This window comes from Endozoicomonas sp. ALB091 (assembly GCF_049310265.1).
In the GTDB taxonomy this organism is placed as follows: domain Bacteria; phylum Pseudomonadota; class Gammaproteobacteria; order Pseudomonadales; family Endozoicomonadaceae; genus Endozoicomonas.
Genome location: NZ_JBLYNQ010000008.1, coordinates 797,026 through 823,795 on the forward strand (window position 1 = coordinate 797,026; position 26,770 = coordinate 823,795).

Annotated in this window: 18 protein-coding genes; 12 read left to right on the forward strand and 6 right to left on the reverse strand. The window is 49.7% G+C overall.

The annotated features are described in order from the left end of the window. Positions 1-9 precede the first annotated feature (9 nt). The 4 genes from ACO6UX_RS19750 to ACO6UX_RS19765 all read left to right on the forward strand — a co-directional run bounded on the left by ACO6UX_RS19750 (position 10) and on the right by ACO6UX_RS19765 (position 5,681). Positions 10-936 (forward strand): hypothetical protein, encoded by a 927-nt coding sequence (locus ACO6UX_RS19750; protein ID WP_422450064.1) that lies wholly within the window; start codon positions 10-12, stop codon positions 934-936. Positions 937-1,095: 159 nt separating this feature from the next. After that, entirely contained in the window at positions 1,096-2,265 is a 1,170-nt protein-coding gene (locus tag ACO6UX_RS19755) for a hypothetical protein (protein WP_422450065.1), read from the forward strand. A 60-nt stretch (positions 2,266-2,325) separates the two neighbouring features. Beyond that, the gene (locus ACO6UX_RS19760) at positions 2,326-3,297 is read left to right on the forward strand and encodes an aldo/keto reductase (protein WP_422450066.1); all 972 of its coding nucleotides are present in this window, start codon (positions 2,326-2,328) and stop codon (positions 3,295-3,297) included. Positions 3,298-3,881: 584 nt separating this feature from the next. Further along, positions 3,882-5,681, forward strand: coding sequence for a DEAD/DEAH box helicase (locus tag ACO6UX_RS19765; protein ID WP_422450067.1), 1,800 nt, complete (start codon positions 3,882-3,884; stop codon positions 5,679-5,681). Positions 5,682-5,739: 58 nt separating this feature from the next. Here the strand turns inward: ACO6UX_RS19765 and ACO6UX_RS19770 are convergent, their stop codons facing one another. Further along, a complete protein-coding gene (locus tag ACO6UX_RS19770) occupies positions 5,740-6,687 on the reverse strand; it encodes a cysteine peptidase family C39 domain-containing protein (RefSeq protein ID WP_422450068.1) in 948 nt (315 codons plus the stop codon). Between the two features lie 494 nt (positions 6,688-7,181). Next, positions 7,182-7,856 (reverse strand): PAQR family membrane homeostasis protein TrhA, encoded by a 675-nt coding sequence (trhA, locus tag ACO6UX_RS19775; protein WP_422450069.1) that lies wholly within the window; start codon positions 7,854-7,856, stop codon positions 7,182-7,184. A gap of 355 nt (positions 7,857-8,211) precedes the next feature. Here trhA and ACO6UX_RS19780 point away from each other — a divergent pair, with 355 nt between their 5' ends. Next, a complete protein-coding gene (locus ACO6UX_RS19780; protein WP_269675536.1) occupies positions 8,212-8,943 on the forward strand; it encodes an META domain-containing protein in 732 nt (243 codons plus the stop codon). Positions 8,944-9,176: 233 nt separating this feature from the next. On the opposite strand, the gene ACO6UX_RS19785 is transcribed toward ACO6UX_RS19780, so the two are convergent. Further along, positions 9,177-9,569: an acyl-CoA thioesterase gene (locus ACO6UX_RS19785; protein WP_422450070.1), complete on the reverse strand. Its 393-nt coding sequence runs from the start codon at positions 9,567-9,569 to the stop codon at positions 9,177-9,179. Positions 9,570-9,767: 198 nt separating this feature from the next. On the opposite strand from ACO6UX_RS19785, the gene ACO6UX_RS19790 reads away from it, so the two are divergent. From ACO6UX_RS19790 to ACO6UX_RS19810, 5 genes are all read left to right on the forward strand, one after another. Then, on the forward strand, positions 9,768-10,100 hold the full coding sequence (locus ACO6UX_RS19790; protein ID WP_422450071.1) for a PBPRA1643 family SWIM/SEC-C metal-binding motif protein: 333 nt from the start codon (positions 9,768-9,770) through the stop codon (positions 10,098-10,100). A 238-nt stretch (positions 10,101-10,338) separates the two neighbouring features. After that, a complete protein-coding gene (locus tag ACO6UX_RS19795; protein WP_422450072.1) occupies positions 10,339-11,547 on the forward strand; it encodes an aromatic amino acid transport family protein in 1,209 nt (402 codons plus the stop codon). A 104-nt stretch (positions 11,548-11,651) separates the two neighbouring features. Next, on the forward strand, positions 11,652-11,957 hold the full coding sequence (locus ACO6UX_RS19800) for a GIY-YIG nuclease family protein (protein WP_422450073.1): 306 nt from the start codon (positions 11,652-11,654) through the stop codon (positions 11,955-11,957). A gap of 476 nt (positions 11,958-12,433) precedes the next feature. Further along, on the forward strand, positions 12,434-14,149 hold the full coding sequence (locus ACO6UX_RS19805) for an AMP-binding protein (protein WP_422450074.1): 1,716 nt from the start codon (positions 12,434-12,436) through the stop codon (positions 14,147-14,149). Between the two features lie 584 nt (positions 14,150-14,733). Continuing rightward, a complete protein-coding gene (locus ACO6UX_RS19810) occupies positions 14,734-15,165 on the forward strand; it encodes a hypothetical protein (protein ID WP_422450075.1) in 432 nt (143 codons plus the stop codon). 187 nt (positions 15,166-15,352) lie between these two features. On the opposite strand, the gene ACO6UX_RS19815 is transcribed toward ACO6UX_RS19810, so the two are convergent. Beyond that, a complete protein-coding gene (locus tag ACO6UX_RS19815; protein WP_422450076.1) occupies positions 15,353-16,093 on the reverse strand; it encodes a DsbA family protein in 741 nt (246 codons plus the stop codon). A 456-nt stretch (positions 16,094-16,549) separates the two neighbouring features. Between ACO6UX_RS19815 and ACO6UX_RS19820 the strand changes: the two genes are divergently transcribed. Further along, entirely contained in the window at positions 16,550-16,822 is a 273-nt protein-coding gene (locus tag ACO6UX_RS19820) for a hypothetical protein (protein ID WP_101745032.1), read from the forward strand. 311 nt (positions 16,823-17,133) lie between these two features. On the opposite strand, the gene ACO6UX_RS19825 is transcribed toward ACO6UX_RS19820, so the two are convergent. Next, entirely contained in the window at positions 17,134-17,628 is a 495-nt protein-coding gene (locus tag ACO6UX_RS19825; RefSeq protein ID WP_422450077.1) for a pilin, read from the reverse strand. Positions 17,629-18,168: 540 nt separating this feature from the next. Further along, positions 18,169-19,206, reverse strand: a complete 1,038-nt coding sequence (locus tag ACO6UX_RS19830) for a CNNM domain-containing protein (protein WP_422450078.1) — start codon at positions 19,204-19,206, stop codon at positions 18,169-18,171. 174 nt (positions 19,207-19,380) lie between these two features. Here ACO6UX_RS19830 and ACO6UX_RS19835 point away from each other — a divergent pair, with 174 nt between their 5' ends. Beyond that, a complete protein-coding gene (locus ACO6UX_RS19835) occupies positions 19,381-26,727 on the forward strand; it encodes a hypothetical protein (RefSeq protein ID WP_422450079.1) in 7,347 nt (2,448 codons plus the stop codon). Positions 26,728-26,770 lie beyond the last annotated feature (43 nt).

A 26,770-nucleotide genomic window follows, 5' to 3' on the forward strand; every position in this document is an offset into this window, starting at 1 on the left:
TGCTTTAACATGAATCCAATAACGAGTTCTTCCGATCAGCTTCCGGTACATCCACAGACAAGTTCTCTCAATCCCGGTTCAAGTGATGACAGCAGAGTAGCGGATCTGCAAGCATCACTCAGCCGCATGAGTATTCCTGATGATCCGCCAGGTGCAGGCAGCACACCAAACCCGGTTAACATCGCTGACAGATCGGCCAGTATTCCTGCCAGGCCGACTACCTACGACTATGTGTGCGCTACTGATGGTAAAACTTACAAGGTGCTACCTAAGCAATTTACCCATCGTGATGGTTCTTGCGGCCTTAGATTAAAGCTGGAAAATGGCGAAAGGTTTATGCAGTGCTCAATACGATTTTCCAGTTATTCTCAGCTGGTACGCAGCTATACCGATCCTGATTTTAATGAAGATCAACATATAAAAAAATTGGTGCTGATCAAGGACCTTGAAGGAAACAAAGGATGCCTGGATTTTCTGATAAAGAACGATATTGTAAAAGTAGTGGGCAAGGTGGATTCCGAGGGCGCTGACTGCACGATAGTTCAGTTAACTGCAGATAGAAAGTTAAGTAAAAAAAGTATTGGGTTGGGTTCGGCTGATGCTATATCAGCCCGAATTGATGCCTTTTCCGCAAGAGTTCTGGTTCCCCTATCATCGAAATCATTTCAGAATTTTCTTTCAAAAGGAATGAGAACCAAGGAAAAAATGCCCCCAGCACAGTTGATAGTGCTCAGGAAATACGTTGCTGAAGGTGATCCGAAAATACTTGAACGCTCTTCTTTTAGACACATTGCTGCCTTTATTGATCATGGTCAACAAACGGACAGACTGCCCGTTGGCTGTAGTGATTTCGGCTACACGTTAGAAGAACTGAAACAGTTTCGTCTGGAAAAGAAAAGTTCAGTTGATGTTGCTTTTGAAGTGCTACTAAGGTAACGGCTTTTCGACCTTGAATTATCTTTTTTTCATCTTCCGGGAGTGACGGGATATTCAACGTTTTAAGTTGGCCTGGCAGGGCATGGCCGCTTTTCTGTCTTCTAACTGCAACAATGATTTTTCTGAATCGATACTCAGAATTAGAATAAAGAGGCTGTAATGACTTACGGAACTATTGCTGATCGATACGCTTATGAATCACCCTGGTTAAGGAGTCGGACGAAGGAAGCATGCCCTGATAATGACCAAAAGTCGTGCATGGGGGCTCGTTCTGCTGAATCCGTCGAGCCTGATAGTTATTTATCCCGGGCTAAGGATCTTATTTGTTCTGTCCCCGGAACCTGCTATTCAATTTTATCAAGATCTGCGGTTGTCCTGACGCCTTTTCATTGGATGATTGAAAACCGGCTGGGGGTTGCCAAGGTTGTTGGTATTGCCCTGGTGCGATCGCAAGTGTTTCCATGGCTTGGCAAGACTTTTCCTGACAAGTTTCCGTGTCTGGCGAAATTTCCGGGCTTACAGGAAAGTCGTGAGATTGTTAAGGAAGCCTGTGAGGCAAACAATACCCATGGCTTTTGGTTTGAGCCGCTCCCGATTAAACATGATTCGGGCATATTGCAGGGTGTGATTTGTTATCCTCCCGACTGGGACCCGAATAATAGTCAATGCATTCTTTATCACAATCCAAATGGTATGGTTCTTTCACAGCTGCTGGGTAGAGGTTGTCTTCATCCGGGGTCAGCACCCGGACGAATACAGTCAGAAAAAAAATGCCCGGTCATTCTTTATGACTATAGGGGGACGGGGTTAAACCAGAGCGATGGGTTGTCGGGTTATCTGCCTTTCTCAACCTATGAAACCGTTGTTCAGGACGGTGCTGCGGCCCTGGGCTATGCGTTGGAAAATTTTGAGTATGTCTACGTCGCTGGGACTTCTCTGGGCGGAGGTGTGGCAACCGTCTCGCTTGCCAGACACCTTGAAGCCAGGGGAGGGCAGGATGATTCAAGGGTCGAGTTACTGTCCCATGACTCGTTTACCACAGCGCCAAGAGTTGTCATGCCAGACCGGCCCCGGCTTGCCAATTTTCTGGGGTGGCTGATAGGTGGGAATCTGGATGCTGAAGCCCCTATGCGTAAACTGATCGATCGTAAGGTTTACATCGTGTCACTGAACCATCGTGATGATCCGGTTATCCCGAAAGGGGCTCGTATGTCAGAATTTATTAAGTCGCTTCATCATGGTGAGCTGGATCCCGGGCAGGTATTTGCCAAGGAATTTTCCGGCAATAGCCACGCAGTACTGACTTATGAAATGGTAAAGTACCTTTGAGTGAATCAATGTTACTATGTCTGCACCATATAATAAGTAACCCGATTGGGTTGGAGTCTTATGAATCAAATTCCCCTGACTATTTTCCTACCTGAAGCCAGCAGAATCGCCGCCGGCTGTATGGGGTTGGGTGGAGGCTGGGATAATAACCCGGTTTCAAAAGATCATATGATGCAGGCGCACCAGTTTCTCGATAGTGCCCTGGAGAGCGGCATCAACTGCTTTGACCACGCCGATATCTATACCTTTGGTAAGGCTGAGCAGGTATTTGGTGGCGTGCTGGGTGATCGGCCGGAGCTGAGGGAGAAGATATTCCTGCAAGGCAAGTGCGGCATTCGCTTCGCCGAAGGGAGCATTCCCAATCGCTACGACTTCTCCCGGGATTGGATTCTGCACAGTGTGGAAAAGAGTCTTGCCCGTTTAAACACCGACTATCTGGACCTTCTGCTGCTGCACAGACCGGATCCGCTGATGCAGCCAGAGGAGGTTGCCGGGGCGTTTCATCAGCTGCAGAAAGATGGCAAGGTCAAGCATTTTGGCGTGTCAAATATGAATGGCCACCTGATCAAATACCTTCAGTCATTCCTTGATCAACCTATTGTGGTCAACCAGTTGCAGATGAGCCTGGCCCATCTGGACTGGCTGGATGAAGGTGTGCTGTTCAATCACCCGGAAGGGCAGGCGGTCAGCTTTACCCCGGGCACTGTTGAATATTGTCGCGGCCACAATATTCAGCTGCAGGCCTGGGGCTGCCTGAGCAACGGTGTGTTCACCGGGAAAGATACTCATGGTGAGCCTGAGTCTATTCAGAAAACGGCTGGGCTGGTCAAAACGTTTGCAGAGCAGCTGGGTGTTTCCAGAGAGGCTATTGTGCTGGCCTGGCTGATGCGCCACCCCGCAGGTATCCAGCCGGTGATTGGCACAACAAATGCCCAGCGTATCAGGGCCTGTAGCGAGGCTGAGACTATTCAGTTAAGTCGTGAGCAGTGGTATCAGTTGTATGTAAGTGCCCGGGGCCGTGCACTGCCGTAGCCTGAAACGATTGGGGTAATATCCATGGATGTGATAATCCCCTAGTTCATTCAGGGATAAAAACAGTATTCACTGTCTAAAAAACACGCTAGACTAGCAGACCTTTTTCTATCCCCATGTGCAGTCCTTCTTATGGACACAGGGGTTTGTTGGGAAGTCCTGGCACTTCGTTTCCTGCATTTAATCCGGCAACTGTCCGCTCTTTTGAAAGTCTATGACAATCAAGAGCTCAGCCACTGGAAGATCAATAGATCTTATTATCCTCTGCCAATGCAGGCCAAGCTTGTTCATCAAGCCTCTCCAAACGCAGTCGTGGACCTCACAGGCGATTCGGTAACGTCTTTCTGTATTCGATCAGAGGGGTGTTCCGGATAGCGGCACCAGGAAGTCCATGGCTGCAAATTTTCCGAATGCTACTGGAACAGCGTCGGAAAAGTGTACTGCCATCCTATTTCTGTTTGCTCCAAACGTCGCCAGCACTATGAGCCGGTTTACCGGACGATCAAATGCCGTCTGATCCTGACAGCTTTTGACAGCAAAATGGCGGCATTTTTATGGCAAAGAATGAATTTACGGAGTATCAAATGACTGATACCAACAACGCAATGACTTTTGCGGACCTGCCCCTGTCGGAAGCGGTAATCAAGGCTGTTCAGGATGTCGGCTATGAGAGCCCGTCACCCATCCAGGCACAAAGTATCCCTCACCTGCTGGAAGGTCGTGACCTTCTGGGTCTGGCGCAGACCGGTACCGGTAAAACCGCCGCATTTGCATTGCCATTGCTGTCAGCCATTGATTTGAAACAGCGCGATCCGCAGGTTCTGGTCTTAACGCCGACCCGTGAGCTGGCTATACAGGTGGCAGAAGCCTTTCAACGCTACGCCCGTCACATGAAAGGATTCCATGTGCTGCCCGTTTACGGTGGTCAGGATATGCGCGGCCAGTTGCGCAGCCTTCAGCGTGGAGCCCATGTGATTGTGGGCACGCCGGGCCGGGTCATGGACCATCTGCGCCGTGAAAGCCTGAAGCTGGATAGCCTGAAAACCGTGGTTCTGGATGAAGCGGATGAAATGCTGCGCATGGGCTTCGTGGATGACATCGAATGGATCATGGAGCAGACGCCCGCTGACCGTCAGGTGGCCCTGTTCTCTGCCACCATGCCTTACCAGATTCGCAAAATTGCAGATACTCACTTAAAAGAGCCTGCTACGGTGGAGATCAAAGCCAAAACGGCGACGGTTGACACCATTACCCAGAAGGTCTGCATGGTCAGCGGTTTCCACAAGCTGGATGCCCTGACACGGATTCTGGAAGTGGAATCATTTGATGCCATGATCATTTTCGTGCGCACCAAAACCGCCACGGTTGAACTGGCGGAAAAACTGGAAGCCCGTGGTTTCGCTGCGGCGGCGCTGAATGGCGATATGAGTCAGGCACTGCGAGAGAAAGTGGTGGATCGTCTCAAGAAAAAATCCCTGGATATTCTGATTGCTACCGACGTAGCGGCCAGGGGCCTGGATGTTGAGCGTATGAGCCACGTAGTGAACTACGATATCCCGTACGATACAGAAGCCTACGTTCACCGAATTGGCCGTACCGGGCGTGCTGGCCGTCAGGGCACTGCGATCCTGTTTGCTACCCATCGTGAGCGCAGGATGCTTCGTGCCATCGAAAGTGCTACACGACAGCGTATTGATACCATGCGCTTGCCTTCCATGAGTGACGTGCGTGATATTCGTATCCGTCAGTTCAAGGAAGATGTCGTCAAAGCAATGGACATGGGCGAAGAGCTGGATGTATTCCGTGAGATTGTTGCCGAGCTTGAGCAGGAAAATGCCCTGAGCTATGAAGATATGGCAGCAGCGCTCTGCTTTATGGCCCAGAAAGAACGCCCGTTCCCGGATGCCAAAGAACCGGAGCAGCCCCGTCGTGAAGGCCGTGATCGTGGCGAAAGACGTCGTGATGGCGAAAGACGTGGTGAGCGTGGCCGTGAACGCAACAATGATGGCATGGTCCGTTACCGTGTCGAACTGGGTCGCGACCAGGGCATCAACCCCGGTGACCTGGTGGGTGCCATTGCCAATGAAGGCAAAATTTCCGGACAGAGCATTGGCCATATCCGACTGTTTGATAACTGCTCGTCAGTCTATCTGCCAGAAGGAATGGACAAGAGCGTTATTGAAGCCCTGAAAGGTGCCAGGATTCGCAACCGGCCAATGGAGTTGAAACTGTGGACCGGTGACGAGCCTCAGACAGAGCGCCGTGGCCGACGTGATGGTGGTCGTGGTCGCTACGAAGGTGGTCGCCGTGAAGGCGGTGCCCGTCGTGAAGGTGGCCGTGGTGGCGATCGTCGTCCGCGTCGTGATAATAACGGCAATCGTTAATATCATTCCGGGCTATTGGTTTTTCCAGTAGCCCGGACTTTCTGAAACCGGGAATTTATCAGTTTTCTATCAGCTGTTTCACCTGAATGGCGTCCCTTACCCAGGAATTCTCAAAAGCACCCCGGCTGATCTCGATTTCCCAACCGTGGTATGGGTCTCGAATAAGAACAGACTTGTCTGTAACCGCATCAACAATAATGACGTGTCCTCCCGATTTGCATCTGCCTACGGAGACTATTGCAGACCCACGCTTATTAACCGCATTGGCCAGTTTTTCAAGATTTGAACACCGGGTTTTAATCGGGGTCAGGCCAGCAGTAGATAATGTTCGACGTATCAGCCTGTCATCGCCAAGGTTGGTTGACTGTAAGGCACTTACCGAAAAGGTGCGGTGATGTTGATGTAACAGCATTGCTGCGGCAGCGTAAGTACAGCCTCTGGTTGCCTGTTGTTGAATGATGGGTCTGCCATTACAGGTGTATTTGACTTCAATCGGTTTAAACTTCTCAGACTCCTGAATATGTTCTGTTCTTATCGGTTGATGCACTGTTAAGATTTCATGGTCAAGATATGTGAGCACATATCCATGCGCTCCAGAAAACGATATATTTTTGAGAACAGGGTCAAACCGGAAAGCATACTGGACAACAATTTCCAGCAGAGAGCCCGGTCTATTCCACATAAAATGATCTTTATTAAACATTTCCTCTCTCAGGCTTTCCGCTGCCAGAAATTTTTTAAAACCTCTATCCTCAAGTAACTTATAGGAGGCAATAATATCTTCAACCGTCTTTTTGGTTTGTTCACAGGTTGTCTCGTCACCCACACGAACGGTGTCAACAGTGGATACTGGTGGGTATTGTCTCTGGTAAACGGAAGAGGGGATACCAGCCAATTTTAACAGTGTGGCCATAAGTTCCGGCGTTGGTTTATAAAAGGGGTTACTACTCTTGCCAGAAGGAGAATTAAGCGGCGTACGCCGACCGGGTGATGTCAGTTCTGGCATTTGTGAGGCAGGCTTGCCTGACGGCCCACTGGCCTTAATTTGAATAATGGGAAGCCTGGCTCTGTGTAGCCTTGTTTTTTCATGAAATGGTTTTCGGCCATTGGAGGACAATGACGGACCTTGTTTCAGGGGAGAAGATATTGGTGGAACCTGTTTGACCAGATGGCCACTGGAATCTGCTGTTTGCTTACATGGAGAAATAACTTCGTCTTTCAGAGCGATGTCTGTTTTCGGAGCAGTATAGCCGGATGAGGGCTCGTTCAAGGGGATCATAAACCAGTATCTTCAAAAAGTGCTTTATTACCAGTACACGGTTTCGATGCAATTGACAGGCTCCTGCATAGACCTCAAGGCTCCATTCACCCTGAGTGGAGTCGAAAGACGCTCAGGGTGAACGGAGATTGTACACATCAAACTCATCGAAATGATGTGATGGTTTTGATTGAGTAATCGCCAAATAGTTTCCAGAGAAGCTAAAAAAAATTTATTTTTCTTCAGGCTGGCGGTAATACATGGAATAAAACCGAAAAGAAGTGACAGGCCGACCCACCTAATACAAAGAGATGCCAGATTGCGTGATTGAAAGGCAGCTTTTTCCATAAATAAAAGATCACGCCAACGGTATAAAGCAATCCACCGGCAACCAGCCAGTATATGCCATTGGTTGATAAGTTCTCTGCCAGCTCTTTGGAGGCTGCCAGAACCAGCCAGCCCATCAGAATGTACGTGGTTAACGACAGTTTTTTATACCTGGCCCCAAACACCGCCTTGAAGATAATGCCTAATGCGGCCAGGGTCCAGATGACAGCAAAAAGAATCCAGCCAGTCACACTTCTCATGCTAACCAGAAGAAAAGGCGTGTAGGTTCCGGCAATCAGCAGATAGATGGAACAGTGATCCAGTATCTTGAAGACGCGCTTGGTTTTTGGATGTTGAAAACTGTGGTAAAGCGTAGAGGCCAGAAACAGCAGAATCAGGGTGCTGCCGTAGATGCTGAAACTGACCACCCGCCAGACATCAGCCTGATGGGCGGCATAGGTGACCAGTAGTGTCAGACCGGCGACACTGAGCAGAGCCCCCAGACCGTGAGTAATACTGTTGGCAATCTCTTCAGCCAGGCTGTAGCCACGGTTGATCAATTGGTTTCCTGCGGTAGATTTCGGAGCCATAAAGCGGTTTCTAATGGGAGCCAGTGCTGCTGATCATACTGAATCTTATGCCCTGATGCATGGGAATTATCAGCTCATCCTGAATGTAGTCTCGGACAGCCTCCCTGGGACCAGGTTCGGGTGGAAAATTAGAATGGCGGCAATACCTGATGATCGACTACTTTAACACTATCAGTTTCTGCTTTGCTGGCTGATCAAAGGGTATTTTTGCCAAGGTCATCTGCCCCAGGCAGTCACCCTCTACAGGTTATCGCTGATGGCTGTCCCGCAGGAGTCTCCTGAACTCAGACTTACCACCCACGCTTAAGTCCGACAGCCTGCAAGTTTATCTTTATTCCCGTTGCTGGAGTATGACATGAAAAGGTTGATCCACTCTTGTATTGTTTTGGTTGCAGGTGCTGCCCTGTTCGGGTGCAGCTCCCACAAGCTGACCAGTGTTGAGCCCCGGTTGGTTGAGAACAAAACCTGGGTATTGACGACAATGAACGGTCAGCCGGCATCGGGCCCGAGAGTCACCATGGAGCTTCGCCCTGCCACGGCCCTGGATGGACGCATTGGTGGCCAGGCACCTTGTAACCGCTACTTTGGCAACTACCAGGTTGCCAGCCATAAAATTCACTTTACCTCAATGGGGAGCAACCGAATGGCCTGCCCGCCACCATTGATGACCAGTGAAGCAGAGTATCTGGCAATGTTCCCAAAACTGGACAATATCACCATAAAAGAACATGGACTGGTATTGAACAGCGCAAGCGGTGACCAGGAACTGACCTACGTGACCGAATCAGCCAATGTGAGCGGTCAGATTACTGCCAGTGAAGGCACTTTTGCACCAGGCTCTGAAATTATTGTGGTTCTGCAAGATAGCGCCATGCCCGATGACCCGGCTGGCATCATTGGCATTGAGCGAATCCGGGTAGGCAGGGCGGTGGATGTAGTGGATTATGTGGTCCACTATGCACCTGAACTGGTGAATCCGGGCAGCAACTATGAGCTGTTGGCAGAAGTGATCCAGAATGGTCAGGTGATGTTTGCCACTGCGGTGAAGCCCTCTGTTCAGCTTAAGACTGCTCCGGCAAATCACTGAATCGTTTGTGGGTGAAGGGCGCCACTGGTGCATGGTTTCGATGGGTTTGATGGGTTTTCGTGCCTCCGCACTCCGTTCGTCCTGAGCCTGTCGAAGGACCCATAGGGCCTAAAGGCGGAAACTCCGAACTCTGATAGATCGTGCCAAGCACCCTTCGACTTCGCTCAGGGTGAACGGAGTTTGTACACGTCAAACTCATTGAACCATGCACTGGTGCACACTTACTCACAGCATCAAGCCATTTCCGGCACTTCTGACTCCTTCTCTGCCCTGATACGGTGCGGAGTCGGATTGCCCATTTCGTCAACACAGACAAACACAATACGATCAACGACGATAATCACCTGTCGGGTGACCTTATTGCGTACCACACAACAGATGGTCAGTGAGGTCTTACCGGTACTGACCACTTCAATACCGAACTCCAGAATATCACCGCAGGCGGCGGAGCTGACAAAGTCGATTTCTGACATATATTTGGTCACCAGCAATTTGCCCGGGCCCATTTTGCAGGAAGCATAGATAGCGGCTTCCTCATCAATCCAGGCCAGCAGTGTGCCACCAAACAGTCGGTATGCAGGGTTGAGGTCGCCGGGTTTTACCGCGCGGCGTGAAAAATACTTCATTCTGATGCTCCTTGCCTGATTATTATGACAACAGATTTATTGTGAATAATTTATATGACATTAATAAGGCAATTCTCATGCCGGAAAGAATTGGTCGGTGGCTAATGACGGGCACTTCCAGTAAACTGCTCCGGTTTTGCATTTCCCTTTTGCTCTCGTTCCGAGAGGTCAACATTTTCCAGCTTAACAGGTGATCAAATGGGCAAATTTTATACCCAGACCAATCTTCAAATTGACGATAAACAGGCTTACCGGGTTTTCGACGGTAAAAAACAAGCCCGTCTCGGAACAGAAAAGAACCCTGCCGTTCTTACTGTGCAGACCGAAGAGCGCCGGGCTGAGCTGGAACAAGAGTTTCTGGAGAATGGCTGGTTTTGCCAGATTCACGTGGATGAAGAAGCCGCAGAGGATACCTCTGCCCTGCAACTGTTGAAGGGTACGCCCAAAACCACAGTACTGGAAAAAGTGCCGGGCCGAAATGATCCTTGCCCTTGTGGCAGCGGGAAAAAATATAAAAAGTGCTGCGCCTGATAGCCAGGGTCTATTAAGGGTTTACTGCGAGCAAGCAAAAAAACTCTATAGGCCCGGGGTCAAACTCCCTTCAGATTGCTGGCAAAACACCGGATAAGTAGAAAAAATTCTAATTCAGTCCATTATTAGTACTGACAGGTTATTTATAGAGCCATGTTGTCGATCTATTTTATATAAGTTTCCCACTTTCAAAAGCCACTTTTAGTGGCTTTTGTTTTATCAAGCAGGTGGACCGAATATGAAAAGTCAGACGTTGGGTAGCAGCCTTCTGGTCGCCGGTACTTCCATTGGTGCAGGCATGCTGGCATTACCGCTGGTGTCCGCACTGACCGGTCTGGGCTGGGGCGTATTCCTGATGTTTTTGATGTGGGGGTTATCAACCTACGGCGGGCTGTTGATTGCCGAGGCCTGCCGGGCCTGCCCGGAAGCAGAGAATCTGCATGGTGTTATGGGGCGTTTGATGGGGCCGGTTGGCCAGGGTATTGCCGTGGTCGCCATGCTGTTTCTCTATTATTCCCTGTGCGCAGCTTACATTTCCGGTGGTGCCAACGTGCTGGGCAGCCTGTTGGCCAAAGAGGGTATTCACCTGCCTTTTCGCATCACGGCAACGGCGGTGGTGTTGCTGGTTGCCATTCTGGTGGTGACCGGTACCCGGGTGGTTGATGTGGTCAACCGGGTGATGTTCGCACTGATGCTGGCCCTGCTGCTGTATATCGTGGTGTCACTGTTGCCCGAGGTCAGTTTGAGTAATCTTCGGCTGGAGAACAGCACCCCTGGCATTTTATTCGCGGCGCTGCCGGTGTTATACACCTCATTTGGCTATCACTGTGCGGTACCCACCGTGGTTCAGTATGTGCAGGGAAAACCCCGGCGGTTTCGCTATGCCCTGATCGGTGGCAGCGCCCTTCCGTTCAGCATTTATGTGATCTGGATGGCGGTGGTGATTGGTGTGGTTTCTTCTGCAGTGGTGGTGACCATGGCACACCGTCCGGATGGTGTAACTTCGCTGATGGATGCCATAGGCCACCATTCCGGCGCGTCCGGTTTTGATTATATGATCAGTGCCTTTGCTGCCTTTGCCCTGGGCACGTCCTTCCTGGGGGTGGCTCTTGGGTTATTTGACTATCTGGCAGAAGTGTTCGGCCGTTCCCATGGTATTTGGGGGCGTATCGAAACCATCACGCTCACGCTATTGATTCCGTTGCTGGCGGCTATTTTTATGCCGGGGAGTTTTGTCACAGCCTTGGGGTATGCTGCTGTAGCCCTGGTGATTCTGGCGGTATTTATTCCCGTGGCCCTGGTCTGGAAGGTTCGTAAGCTCCATATGGAAGAACCCTATCAAGTGGCTGGCGGTATTCCGGCACTGGCCATTGCGATTATTGTGGGGCTTTTGGTGATTGTTGCCCAGTTTGGGGTGATCAGTGGTGTGTTGCCTTCTATTGGCTAAAAGGCTTTCTGGGAATAGACTCACTATTTCAGTGGCCCCGAACAATTCCTGCCGTGGTCAATTGGATCAAAAAGCAACTTGGAATCGTTCAGGAAGAGCAAAGAATGTCGGATGGATGTTGGTCGGTTTACATAATTCTTGCCAGTGATAGCAGCCTTTATACCGGCATCACCACGGATATTGAACGGCGCTGGCGTCAACATTGCGGTACTGCCGGGGGAGCCAGGTATTTCAGGGGGCGGAAGCCACAGCAGTTGGTCTATCTGGAAGGTAATCATAACCGTTCTTCGGCCAGCCGACGGGAAGCGGCCATCAAAAAGCTGACTCGCCCACAAAAGCTGAGCTTGCTCGCCTCACCGGAAAATTGCTGTGCTCTCTGGGCCGGGAAATTGCTTGATACCCATCGCTGACTCCCATAATCAGAGAGTGTCGCGCAAGCCTGAAGAACACGCTCCGAAGCTGGTCGGTTCCCGCTGACCCCTGGTACATCATTTCGATGAGTTTGCAGGGTTCCCTCTATCAATGACGCCCAAACTCCGTTCGTCCTGAGCGGAGTCGAAGGGCGTAAACACCACACCCTGAATAAAGACTGTGCCAATCACCCTTCGTCCGTACATCCTGAGCTGAGCCGAAGGGCGCTCAGGGTGAGTGGAGATTGTACACCTCAAACGCATCGAAATGATGTGCTGGCCCGAAAGCTTTTTAGCGCAAAAAGAAGCATAAATTATCATTTTGGGTTCAAGGTTGAACGTTTAGATAGTATGATCCTCAGAAATAGATGAAGCAAAAAGGATTTTTGTAAGACACCTGCCTCATAAAAAGCAGGCCAGGGAAATAACTGTTTCATCGCCTTCCGATAACAACAAAAAATAAGTATGAGGTGTTCATGGAAGCCAGTTTTTGGGATGGCAAGCGCGCCCCCGGTATTGCAGACCAAATTGATCTTGAAAAGTTCAAAAACCTGGGCGAAGTCATTGAACATGCAGTTCATCAATACGGCGACAGGCCAGCCTATACCAGCATGGGCAAAACGGTTACCTACAACGAAATCGATCAGCTAAGCACCCGGTTTGCTGCCTATCTCCAGAACCATACGACACTGAAGCCCGGTGACAGTATCGCTATTCAGCTGCCGAACCTTATTCAGTACCCCATCGTCGTTTATGGCGCAATCAAGGCTGGCCTGGTTATCGTCAATACCAACCCGCTCTACACCGCCCGGGAGATGAAGCATCAGTTTACCGACTCAGGAGCCAAGGCGCTGGTCTGCCTCAATGTGGTTGGCCACCTGGTGGAGGAAATCATTCAGGATACGCCCATCAAGCACCTGATTGTCACTGAACTGGCCGACCTGCTGCCCTGGCCCAAGCGATCACTGATTAATCTTGCCGTAAAACACGTTAAGAAGATGGTTCCCTCTTACCAGCTGCCACAGGCGCTGAGTTTCAATCAGGCCATGAAGCTTGGGGAAAAATCCCGGTACAGTAAGCCGCTACCGGCCAACCCTGATGATGTGGCGGTGTTACAGTATACCGGTGGCACCACCGGCGTGGCCAAAGGCGCTATGCTGACTCAACGTAGCCTGGTCAGTAATGTACTGCAGACGGTCAATGTGTTGTCCCAGACCGATGATAATGGTGTCCCAGTGGCAAAGCCTGATGGCAATACCGCAGTTGCGCCCCTGCCTCTTTATCATATCTACGCGTTCACCGTGCATCTGATGGCGTTCTTCCATCAGGGGGGACACAGCATTTTGATCGCCAACCCACGGGATATGGATACGTTCGTCAAGTCCCTGAAGCCCCACAGGGTGAATATCTTCATCGGCCTGAACACACTGTTTGTTGGCTTGATGAATCACCCGGAATTTAAAAACCTGGACTTTTCCGAACTGCGGTTAACCATGTCCGGTGGTACTGCCTTGCAGGCGGCGGTTGCCAACCGCTGGCAAACTATCACGGGATGTTCGATTTCCGAGGGTTATGGCCTCTCTGAAACCTCACCCGTGGTATCCCTGAACCCCGCAGGCAGTTACTCCAAACTGGGCACTGTCGGCTTGCCAATGTCCGGCACGGCGCTGAAGACCATTGACGATCAGGGTAATGAGCTGCCATTGGGAGAGCGTGGGGAACTCTGTGTCAAAGGCCCGCAGGTGATGAAAGGTTATTGGCGGCGCCCGGAAGCCACGGCAGAAGTGATTGACAGCGAAGGCTGGTTTAAAACCGGAGATGTGGCCATTATCGATGAACAGGGTTATGTGCAAATCGTCGACCGGGTTAAGGACATGGTGCTGGTCTCAGGCTTTAACGTGTACCCCAACGAAGTGGAAGATGTGGTTTCCAAGCACGATAAAGTGCAAAACTGTGCCGTTATTGGTGTACCCGATAAGAAAACCGGCGAGGCTGTCAAACTCTTTATTATTCCACAGGACAAAAGCTTAACGGCGGAAGAGGTCAAGGAGTACTGCCGACTGAACCTGACCGCGTATAAAGTGCCAAAGCAGGTTGAATTCAGGGATGTTCTGCCAATGACGCCAGTGGGTAAAATTCTGCGGAAAGATCTTCGCGCCGAAGAAATGAAGAAGCACGAAGCGGCTTCCTGATTTTATCGCATCAGCAAAGCCCCGTTACGTTCCGGGGCTTTGTAATTAAACTGACTTTTAATATGCTTGAAACTTATTGCTTCAATCCATTGATTCAGTTTCAGCCAGAATTCCGTTTTTTGGCGTATTTTTGAATATGAATTAAACTCAGTAATCAGGCTTTCATGAAGTAAGCAGGCGGCCACTTTTTATTTTTTCCTGAAATGCGAGTTAATGATTATGTTGGTAGTATTTTGATCAGTATTCTGGCGTTAATTAATCTTTCCTGTTTCATGCTGCTGATTTCTACCTTAACTGTTAACCTTTACTGACTCTCCAAACCATGTGATGAGGAACCTGATTCTTCGTATTATCCCTTATGACTTATGGCTCCGTCGTAATGTAATTGGCCGTTACGCATAACGATGTCGGAAAACACATTTTTGCGAGGTAATGGGAAAATATGCTCATTTTTTTATCAACTTTTTTACCAGCTATGCACGGGTTTTTGTCTATTTACAGGCAGAATTGTCAATGTTAAGTTTTTTACCAATTTTAAACCCTGCGTTTAATGGATCCTTTGATTTACCAGATTGGTTCAAACCATGAATATTTTTGATGAAGCTCTCGGTGTTCTGAAGTCTAAAGTTCAGGTGCGCAAGCTCTTTCACGATATGCACGCTGAAGACCTTCAGCGCGTTATCGGTCGCATTGAAGCCATTTACGAAGAAAAAGTGATGGCTCAAATGGAGGTGGAAGAGGAGCAGGCCCGCAAAAAAGAGGCGCTGGATGCGGTGGTTAAACAGATGAAAGAGCTTGGTCTCTCCCTGGGTGATATCAAAGACCTGTCAGAAGAGAAAAGCAGCGGTGGCCGTAAAGGAAAAACACGCCAGCGTTATTTGTTTCGCTACGAAGCCGTTGATGGATCATCAGTGGATTGGGAAGGGGCAACAACCGGGCGTATTCCTGCGGATTTCTCAGACTATCTTGAGCGAACCGGTAAAGATCGCAAGGCCTGTATCGTTTCTGAAATCTGATGCTTTAAACCCTTGCTTATTAAAGAGCCTGACAGGAACAGTCTTTAATTAACTTGCTGGTTTGGAACACGATCTCCGTTCATCCTGATTGCCATTCACCCTGATCTCCGTTCATCCTGAGCGGAGTCGAAGGGTGCCTGGCACAATGGTGAGCCGGAGTTCACGCCTTTGTTGCTTTCACGCCTGCCTATTTGATTTGACTGAGCCTTTTATCAATCATCTCCTTCAGAACATTTTCCTGGGTAAACCCACCCACCACCTCATCGGGAAACACCAGAGCCGGAGTTCCGGTAATGCCCAGCCTCTGGGCCAGCATGATATTACGGTCCAGTTGTTTGTTAATCTCTTTATCATCTACTACGGCGGTTTTCAGTGCCTCCACATCCAGCCCCTGTTTTCTGACAATGCTGGCAATGGAAGCCGAGTCATGCCGGGCACGATGAGACATCAATGCTTTATGCAGCGCCAGATAGGCGTCATTACCTTCAGCCCTGGCTGCCAATAAGAGTGCAGCCGCCTCTCTTGAACTTGGCCCGAGGATGGGCATGTCTTTATAGATAATTTTCAGGTCAGGGTAATTGTTGACCAGCACTTCCAGAACCGGGTCCTGTCGTTTGCAAAATCCACAGTTCACATCGCCAAAGTAGGCAATAGTCAGTTTGGGGGTTGAGGAACCGGCAAAGGGGTCATCACTGTGAAAAAGCTCGGCCATATTGCTGGTAAGCACCGAGTTTTGCGCCTGTGATTTGGCTAACTCTTCCCGCTTTTTCAACTCATTGACAACATCGAGAAAAATTTCAGGGTTTTCCATCAGGGCTTCACGCACCAGCTCTTTGACCTGTTGTTGCTGTTCCCGGTCCAGCGGTGCGGCCTGACTGCTGATTGGCAGGATAAGTGCGGTAGCGGCAATGGCCAGCAGCTTTTTCATGGTTAACGTCCAATGTAATGATCAGAAGTGTTTTTCACCATCATACCGGTTTGACGGGCGGTAATGGAATGCAGTCGCCATTGGTTAAGGCAATAATCTTGTAAATATTGCTATTTTTATTCTGCTTATTTATTAATCGCTGCCTTTGCTGATCAAAAAAGCCGGGACTCCGGAAAAACTTGATCCAGGTCAAAGTACATCGGGTCCAACCTGCGTATGGTTTTTATAGGGATAGCTTAAAGAGACCGCTTGAGAGCGTAGCGTCAAGACCGCTGGAGTACCCGAAAGAACAGATTATCGGTATCAGCCAATGAGATTGGAGAAGCCAAATATACTTCATTGCAGGTGTTGTATTGGCTTCAGGCATTTGCCAGAAAAACCCATTAAGCGGCTAAATGATCGCAGCCGGGGCCGATAACAACAGTTCCTTAAAAAAACACGTAAAGGACTGAAACAATGAAAGTAATTGCTGTTGCTGTAGCGGGAATGTTATTGGCTGGTGCTGTTCAGGCTGCTGATAAAGCGGAAGATCTTCAGAAACAGGGTATGGTCTGTTACTCAATGGGCCAGGTCAATGCCGAAAGACAATCCGGTGGACGTGGCATGGCTCCGGACCTTACTGTCAATATTGCTCCGACTTTTTATATCACCAGTGACCGTGACTATAAAGCCTGCCGTAAGATGGCGGCGGAAAAGGGCGCTCATGTGATTGTTGATCCGAATGCTTGATTTTTTGTTTGAAATGCAAAGGCTTGAGGTGCTGAGTGAAAATGATTTCTTGGTATTTCAGGCCAGTGTTTAGGTTCTGATCTTGTTCCCACGGGGCTCCGTGGGAATGTCTGTAACTCCCTGCCAACTACCTGCGACAAGAATATCTGCAAACTTCCATATGCATTCCCACGCTGAACATGGGATTGACTCACCCTGACTCTTACGTGTGCTGTTTCGTAGTTGATGCTAATTCTGTCAGTAAGGTTTTTCTGTGGGAGGGTGTAGCTGGTATGCATTCCCACGGGGGAGCGTGGGAATGAGGTCAGAACTTATGGGTAGGCTTGGACAGGCGTACATCCCTGACCAACAAAGTCTGAGTTAATGATAGTCTGGCAGTTCCAGCTGCCATCAGCAGCTCGATAAAGTCTTACATCGTTGTTTATAACGGCAGCATTTCCCACATTAAAGGTGAACTGGACGTAGCCTGCACCATTGCCGTCGTCATTAAAGGCAATTACACCGTTACTAGGCTGTACAACACCTAGATCTTGTGGCCTTTCACCTCTAATAAATGGTACTGCTGGGTTACCATTTTGAGCAGGTTGAGCGGCCCGTTCAGCTGTTTGGCCATCAGGGAACTCGCCAAAATTAAGCACATAATCCTCAAGGCTTGTTCTGTTAGAAGTCAAGCTAGCAACTGCAGAAGATACGTTAGAACGACCAACATAATTCTGATACTGCGGAATAGCCACAGCAGCTAGAATACCTGTGATTGCCACAACAATCATCAATTCAATCAGCGTAAAACCCTGTTGTTTTTTCATTTTTTCTGTCCCCCGGGAACATCATTTATAGTTTTTTTAGCATGCATCTTATTGCAAGACATGCGTCTTTTAACCACCCTACCCTGGGTACATCGTCCTTTCTAAGTGTGTATTCCACTAAGAGCTTATGGTTATCATTTATATAGCCCCGCAGAACACGAAAAAAGTAACATGGTTTGAAATGTGTCACAACACTAAAACCAGAGTTTTGCTAAGTTACAGCTTTTGTAGAACTCTCTCCTTGCGAGCCGACACCTGCTCCAACCCCCTAACTCCGTTCGTCCTGAGCGGAGTCGAAGGGCGTAAGCTCCATGCCCTGAATAAAGACTGTGCCAATCACCCTTCGACTCCGCTCAGGGTGAACGGAGATTGTACACATCAAACGCATTGAAATAATGCACGGTTACACGGTTCCAATGTATTTGATGGGTTCTCTCTATCAATGACGCCCAAACTCCGTTCGTCCCAAGCCCACCGACAGCATGATCAGTTTCAGGTATTTCATAAATTATGAACTGCCCGATTTATGGAAGAAGGCTGTCAGGAAGCGGTTGCCGTCAGGCGATGCGCCCACTTGGTTTTTGCTGCCAGCTGCATATCCACCACTTCGTCACTTTCATCGACGATTTCGCGGCCAAGCAGTGTTTCAATCATATCTTCCAGTGTCACGATACCACGGATATCGCCATATTCGGTGACCACCATGGCGATATGGCTGCGTTTTTCCAGGAACGTTGCCATCAGTTTTGGCAGTGGCTCCTTTTCCAGCACGGCAATAATCGGACGTTTCAGGCTTTCCAGTCTGGTACTGCCGCCTTCCCGAAGATGGGAAAGCAGAATGTCATTTCTCATGACAAAGCCGTTGATATCATCCGGGTCTTCACCGTACACAGGAATACGCGAGAAGCTGGAACCGGTGAACTCCTTCATATAAGCGTCAGTGGTCGTAGATTCCGGTAATGAAAACAGCACTGAGCGAGGCGTCATGATTTCCACAATCTGGAGATCACGAAACTTCAGCATGTTTTTCATCAGCTCAGACTCGACACCCTGCAGTGCACCCACCTGAAAGCCAAGGTCAGCCATCGCCTGAATTTCATCACGCAGATAAGGGTTGGTTTTGTCCTTCGGACTCAGCTTGCTGGTCAGTAACTCGGTGATCCAGATAATGGGCAGTAGCAGCTTAACCATAAAGCGCACACCAACGGCCATGACCGGAACCAGGGATTGCCACCAGGACGCACCAATGGTTTTTGGAATAATTTCAGACAATACCAGGATCAGTAAGGTCAGCACGGCGGAAAAAACTCCAACAGCGGCATCACCAAAGACTTTCGCCGCCTGGGCACCCGCACTTGCCGCACCAATGGTATGAGCAATGGTATTCAGGGTAAGGATAGCGGCCAGAGGGCGGTCAATATGATCGTGCAGCTCACGGACAATCTTTGCCCATTTGCTGTTTTTCTGCTCAAGGCTAACCACATAGGCCGGGGAGATACTGAGTAGGACGGCTTCAAACACCGAACAAACGAAGGACACCGCAATAGCGATGACAACATACGCAACAAGCGTAACCACGCATGGCTCCAAAGGTAATCAAGGGAATGCTATTCTAGCCTGAGAATTTAATCTTTGGCGATAGAAATTTCCGAATATTACATTGTAAAGATACGGAACATTCTTGCTAAATTGTGGTCAAAATGAATTGTATGGATCATTTGGCCAGCTTCTGACTGGAGAAGACTTGCGGATATGAATGTTTTCGAAAGAATTTCCGGTTTATTCCTTGGAGGTATCTTCCCCTCCAGTCCTCCGGCTGTTGGCAATTCATCATCAAGTGACGAGTTATTTGATGAATACACTCCATTTCTTCAGATGTCACCGGAAGATGATACTTCTTCCAGTGGCCCGGGCCGTGAAAGACGACCAATTCATAGCTTTGATATTGCCGCAACGGAAAAAAAGAGAGCGGATACCGCCAACCCGGTGAAGTTTGACTGTGTCATCATGCCACCTGATGATGACGTAGATGCACTGTTGGACAGGCTGTCTACCTTTGAGTATCAACGTGCACAAAATGGTGAGGCCGGTGCTGAGATTCACCTGATTCAAAGTTTTGAAGATTTGTCCAGGGACAACCTGCGCCAGCGTATTCATCTGGAAGGTGGTGGCAAATGCCAGCGTTCACCCGGCAAGTTATTTGACAACAGTCGCCCGATCAAGCTGGTGGTTGATTTACAGAAGATGCACCCCAGCGATACCGTGGCACTCAATGACCTGCTTGACCCGGAAAGCCCTGCATTAAATAAAATCAGATTAGGCAGTCATGTTGAGATACTGGTCCTGGTGCAAAAAAAGCAGCTTCATACCGGTAATACCTTTTCATTGGGTGCCGATACCTGTCGGCGCATAAACCGGGTAGACAATACCTGGGATTATCAGAAAAAGCTGGCATCCCTCACCAGCGTTCCTGAAGCACACCGCTCTATTCTTGATATCTCTCCCTGCGCCCCGGATGACAATAACCCGGCCCATGAACATGAAAAGTTCTCCATTAATTTGTGTCACGGCAGTGTTCCCTGGCGGCAAACACTGCTCGGGAGCTACGGTGTTAAGGCCGATCATGGATTCGGCTGGGAGGCGGGAGCCATTGAGAGAGAGGCACCTAAAAAACTGTGGATAACCGATGCCCCCGAAGGGGATCCGGCATTTACCCAGGCGCTGCGGAATATAAAAATCACCAGGGAAATCGAAGCACAGGGAGAAAAACTGTCACTGCCTGAAGAGATGTTCTTCCGGGTCAGACAATCCGGGGGGGAAGACAGGTCCCGGCTCCTTGGCAGTATCAGGCTGCTAGCCAATATCCCTGACGGTCCGCTCATCACCATCAATTCCGCTAATGTTAAAAGCTGGCTGAGCACAGTGGGGATTAACGACAAAGGAGAGAGTTGCGAACACCATCCTCTGAAAGAAGCCATTCAGGCAGGAGGGTCAATAGTGGTGACCTCGTCATTGGAGGAGGCGCAGTGGACACAATTACTTCATCGGCTCACAACGCTGATGGAAGCAAAAGAAACGAAAGTTCCGCTGACATTGCTCGAAACCAGACAACCAGAGTCTTTTTTTCCTGCCAGGCCTGACAGTTCGCCACAATTGGCGGGTGACGCATTTGAGCCAATGATCCGGATCCAGCGCAGTGAGGATCACGAAGCACTGGTGAATGATCTGTTCAACAGACACCCGGAGGCTGAGATTGTCCGTGTCAATCCTGAAACGACCCTGACACAGCTGGTTAATAACCCACACATAGCCTCTGAAGCCAGATACCAATACGGATTCCGCTGGTCCGGCTTGATGAAGGCTTTGCAGTCAAATAAACCGGTTATCTTGTGTGGCCTGGAGCAAAACCCCAGGTTGCAGCTTGAACTGGAAACCCTGCTGTTGAAACCGGGCCACTTCTTTGTCAATGGCAGTAAAGAGCAGATACCGGCGGATTCCAGAATTTACCTGGTATGGCCTGAAGGTGTCAGGACGGAATCGCCGGTATGGCACAGTGCAATTGCCCGGGAAGTGGCCGTGACTCCGCCGGCTCCTGAACACTCCCAAGCCTGGCACAAGCTGAAAGAGGGGCTGAAAAAACTGCACAGTGCTTTAAGGACGCTGCCGGAAAGGTTTGCCACTATTAATTGGCCAGCGTTGTCGGATGCCATGGTGCAATCGGTACTGAATGAAGCCAATGCCATCGTCGCGGAGGAGGGCGGCACCGAAGCGCTTCCTGTCCACTATCGCAAAGCCGTTGCAACATTGGTGACACATGTCGCCAGAAAAGAAAAACAAGTCAGAGCGTTCGCAAAGTCAATTACCCGACAAATATGGCCCGACCCGAATGGCTATTGGGTGGATATTGATAAGCTGACTGCGGTTCTTGGGGATGGTCACCTGATCAACAGTGCCTATATTACCAGCAACGGATGGGAGCTGGTTGAACTGTTCGGCGAGGGATTTTTCTCACACCCTGAGCCAATGGCGCTTGATTATAACCAGCCTGGCCACAGGAAAACACTGATCGCGCTGCTATGTCGCCACGCCCCCAGAGTTTACCAGCGGACGTTGAAAAAAAGACTTGGGTGTGATGATGAACTCTTGAATACACTGCCTGAGGCGACCTGCCGCTCATCCGTCATTACCCGGATTCTGAACAATGCCCTGTACGCCGGCTGGGATTTTCGGAAGCAACAGAGTATTCCGGTTCAGACGCGACTGGAGAACCTCTCCACCCGGATTCTGAGAATCCAGCAAAATGCCTCCGAAAACCAGCAGCGGAATTTGATCCGCAGCCTGCTGGAACGGCAATTTATTAATATTAGTGATGATGATCCGTCGGTGCTGGAGCAAATACTTTCAAAACGCATATCCCAGTACAGCAGGGGGCTCAGGAGGCTGGCTCGACTCAAACGACGAATCCGTGGTAATAAATTGATCACCCTTGAGGGCACCACCGGTACGGGCAAAAGCTATCTCGCCCATCAGGCAGCAAAATTGTCAGGCCCTACGTTTACCCTGACCATTGGCCCCAGCGCAGAAGAGAGCCATCTCCTCAAACGGTGGGTCTGGCAACCTCAGGGTGATGACCGTGAGATGACAGAGCAGGCGGGAATTATCCTGAAATGGGCCAGAACAGAGCCCGAACCCGGTGAGATGGTGACCCTGGTGGTGGATGAAGCGAATCTTGCCGCTAATCTTCTGGATAACGTGCTGGCCGGTATCTGGTCGGCCAATCCCCATATATTCTGTGGTTCCGAAAGAGTGGACATTTCACCTCAACACCGGGTTGTGTTCACCTGTAATCCCGGTGCCTACTCCGGCCGCAGTGAGCAAACGGTCCTGCAGGATCGGGGTATAAGGGTTCACTATCCCGCTTTAAGCCCTGAGTTCCTGAAAGAACAGGTGGTCTTGCCGACACTGAACAGGCTATTTTATGGGGCCTCTTTAAAAGGGCTGGATGACACTGCGGCCCGGCAGACTGCCGACACGGTGATGGAGCTGCAAAAGCAACTGAAACTGCTGCTGCCGGACCGGGTCTTCAGCCCCCGGGATCTCACCGACGTCTGTGGCTGGATCGCCTGTCAGCTCCATTACAGCGGCAGGCGTGTCACGCAAACCCAGCTCGATGATATGGTCTGGAACGGGTTTGACAGTGTCATCGCTCACTCACTGAATAATCAGACTCAGGCGTCTTACCAGATTTTAAAGCTGTGGTTTGAGCACCGCTATGAGGCCCACAAACTGCCAGCCACTGTGACAGGATACGACCTGCGTCTTGATCAGCTTTACGACACATTCTGTCGCTATGTTAACCGGGCAAAACCTGAATTTGATACATCATCACAGTCCGTTAAATCATTAATGCAGACGCTGGCCCAGGATCTTGATCGCCTCCGTCTTGAGCATGAAAGTGGCGTTCGCCATTCAGGGCGCAGGGCGACACTGGTTGAAGGCCCGGCCGGCAGAGGCAAGGACGCAACCTTGAAGTTGCTGCTGGATATGTGGGATGCCAGTGGTGAGACGGGCAGGCCCACCAATGTCCGTTACTTCAATGCCGGAGACTGTGACTGGGCTGAACTGAAGCAAGCCATCAGGGAAGCCCAGCAGGAAGGGACGGTTCTGGTGGTTTCAGAGTTGAACATGATCAGCAGTGCCGACCTTGAAGGTGAACTCAATGATGTACTGACCGAGCCTTGCACACCCGGCTTCCACCTTTTTGCCACCACCAACCCACCGGAATACAGCGGGCGCAGCGCATTTTCACCGGCACTTAATGATCGTTTCCGGATTATCAGAATCGATGATTACAATGAGCAGGAGCTGCGCAGGATTGCCCGGCAATTATTACCCCCGGAAAACCCGGATCAAACCGCTGAGCGTATTGCCGCCCTGCATTGTTACGTTTACCAACGGTTAAAAAAATCCGGGCAGGCCCTGTTCCCGGTTTGCCGTGATCTGCAAAAGCTCGCGGCAGCAGTCACGGCACAATCGGATTTAACGGCATTATTCTGTCAGCATTACTTCCTCTATATGGCAGCCGGAAAAATCGCCAAAGAGGAGGTTGCTGGTTTCCTTCGGGATTCAATGCCAGAGCAACCAGCAACGGTAGATGGTCATCGTTACGATCACGGGTTATGCCGCTGGCTTTTTCAAACCATTCCCGACCTGGACAGACCATTATTTATCCAGCGCTCAACATCCGGTGGTTTTGGTGTCACGCAGACACGGGAACTCGTTATTGATGAGAAGCTGTCGGATAGCGATGCCAGGGCAGAAATTATCAAGCGGACTGCCCAGTGGTTATGGCGGCACGAGACCGATCTGCCAGATGATCTGGGAGTCGGTGGTGATAATCAAAGCAAGGCGCTCTATGTTATGCAGCAGCGACAGTGGTTTCGTGCACGCATAAAAGACAGCGACGTTCTACCTTCGGAGGTATTTAAGCTCAGCGGCTGGAAGGCGGGTCCTGCCGAGTTGCAGGTTTCAGCCGGGCACATGGATGCTCTGAGGTACCTGGATGGGTTCCGACACATTTTTTCAGAAAGAGAGATCTGGGAACGCTTATTGGGCGGTGACCTGCAAGTGGACATCGACAGGCCAGTTTCAGTCTGGGAGGCTTATCTGAAGCCTGCCTGTCTGCCGGTTGCGGTGGTTTGCTGTCTTCCCGCTCTTGCCATTGCACGGTGTTTGCCTTACTTGCGTCGAACAACTGGCAAGAAACTTGACGGTAATGTGACGTCTCCTGTTAGAGAGCAGCCCCGGCAACGTGTGGGTTGGAGAGATGGTGGGAATGGCTACCAATCCATAGAAACCAGAACGGTCATTGGATGTTGCGGGTCTCAATCCGAGCCTGTATGGAGGGAAAGAACATTCTACGGTGAGGACATCATGAAATATCGGTTAGATGTCATTCGTTATCAAGTGACCGGTGAAGGCGATATTTACACGAAGGATTGGACACCCGGAAAGAGCGATTTAATCAGGGTCTTTCCTGAGGCAATGGCTCCAAATACTACGGTTCAACTGTATCCGTGGGAATCTTATGGGTGTCACACAATCAAGGTCGGACCAGGCCATAAATTGTTTCCTCTGCCCGGCAGGCAACCCAGGGAGGAGATAACTGAACTTCGAACGGAGCCGGTGCGGGCTCACCAGGTATTCCTGGATAACTATACTGGCCAGCACTGGATTCGGTTTTCAGGTTTAATCATCAACTGCAGTATTCATGTCCACTATAAACTGAGCAAAAAATGCGGTGACGCTGGTCTGCTTGAAAAAGCCAATGTCAGTAAAGTGCATGATACTCAACCAGTAGCGACTCAGAAAAAAAACAAATGCTGTTGCCTCCCGGCAGAACTGTTCAAACCCCATGATCGTAATCAGCGTGATGACCTGATCTCTCCACAGGGCAACCGTTGTCCGGAACCGGTCAGGCATCGCGTTGATGTCCTGTTCAATACGGTGCGGGCAGCTGCACAAGCCCCCATAATGCTGACCGCTAAGCAGCAGTTGGTACTGGATATTATCAACGCAACGGATGATCAGGGGCGCATTGCCGCAGCAGCGGAATATTGTCGTCAGTTTGACAATCAAAGTCACCTTAAGATCAAAGATGATTTGGCACAGATTCTGCTCTCAGAGGCTGTTGGCGCTTGCAGGCACCGTGCACCTGTTTTCAAATTTATTATGCAATATTTTGGTATCACCTGCCGTATTGTTAAAAGTGAGATCCATGTCTGGGCAGAAGTCTGGAATGGCCATGATTGGGAAACCTATGATTTGGGCGGTGCTTATTCGGAAGAGGATATTCATGGCCACAATCCTTACTTTCCAAAAATTGATGTTCATGATTTCGCAGAGCGGGAGACTGACCAGTACTCCCTTACTGCTTTAGCCCCCGGGGTAGTAGGGCATTTCAAAAAAGCCAATCTGGAAGGCTTTAGTCAGGGATGTGAACGCTTGTCAACCTGCAAACAATATGACAGCTCCTTCGTTGAAGAACAAAGGCAGGTGGAAGAGTCATTATTGGCTGGTTTGAATCAAATGGCTGAGTCGGGTTCAGATGACTGCAGGCAGGTTGTGGAACATATTGAATATGCTCAACATCAACTTGATGCACCGTCTCGCTACCATCCTCCGAAGAAAATGTGGGGTTTCCTTGAATCGGTACTGACTAAGCACTTGAAGCACTGCATTGAAAAAAAAGTGACTAATATCGGATGGTGTTCTGTTTTGGCTGCTTTTATTGTCCAAAAAAAGTGGTTTAAACCCAGAGTAGACTATTCATTTAATCTCTTTCTAAATCTCAAACAGTGGCGCTGGATCGAAGCAAATGTCCCATCGTTGGGAATGCTTGCCAACCAGAATATTGAAAACTGGTATGATCTCTGGAAGAACAATGAACTCCCTTTCTCTTTCTCGAGGCGTTATACCCAACAGATCAACGAGATGGTGACGGAGATAGATGAAGACACCCTGCCCACCGGGTGCTCGGAAACCTTTGAAACGTTGTTGGGCGCTTCTGCCAAAATTGAGCAGTGGACTGATCAGCCAGAAGATGGAATACCCGATATCAGTCGTCTTCTCCATGGGATCCCTGCCTACAGAAAAGTGACCTCAAGCCAGTCCCAGGTGGGTAAGCCTCTCTTCCTGATGACCAATGGCTTTATCGATACCCGCAACCAGCCGGAAGAGACTCAAACCCGTTTTGCACACTATCTTTACAAGCGTGCCCAATCTTTGAAGGCACCCATGAGCATTGGTCTGGCCGGAAGAGAGAATCTCAGTTTCAGACCGTTCCATGTGGTTAAACCAACAAGCACGGTTGACGTTAAAAATCTGCTACTCAACTATGATAAGTTCTTTTTCCCAGGTAAGTACTACCGTGATCAATACATCTCTGAGTTTGTCGCCAAACAGAAAGACAATGCTGAAATGTTGGAAAACACCAGAATCAAAAAAATGATGGATAGCGAGGATCTGGTGGTTATCAGGTCAGAAGATGTGCAGAAGATTTATGATGAATATGTCGAAAGCCTGGGGGTACAAAGCTGAAGTGGGTGGGTGCTGTTCAGCTTCTTACAGTAGACAATAAGCA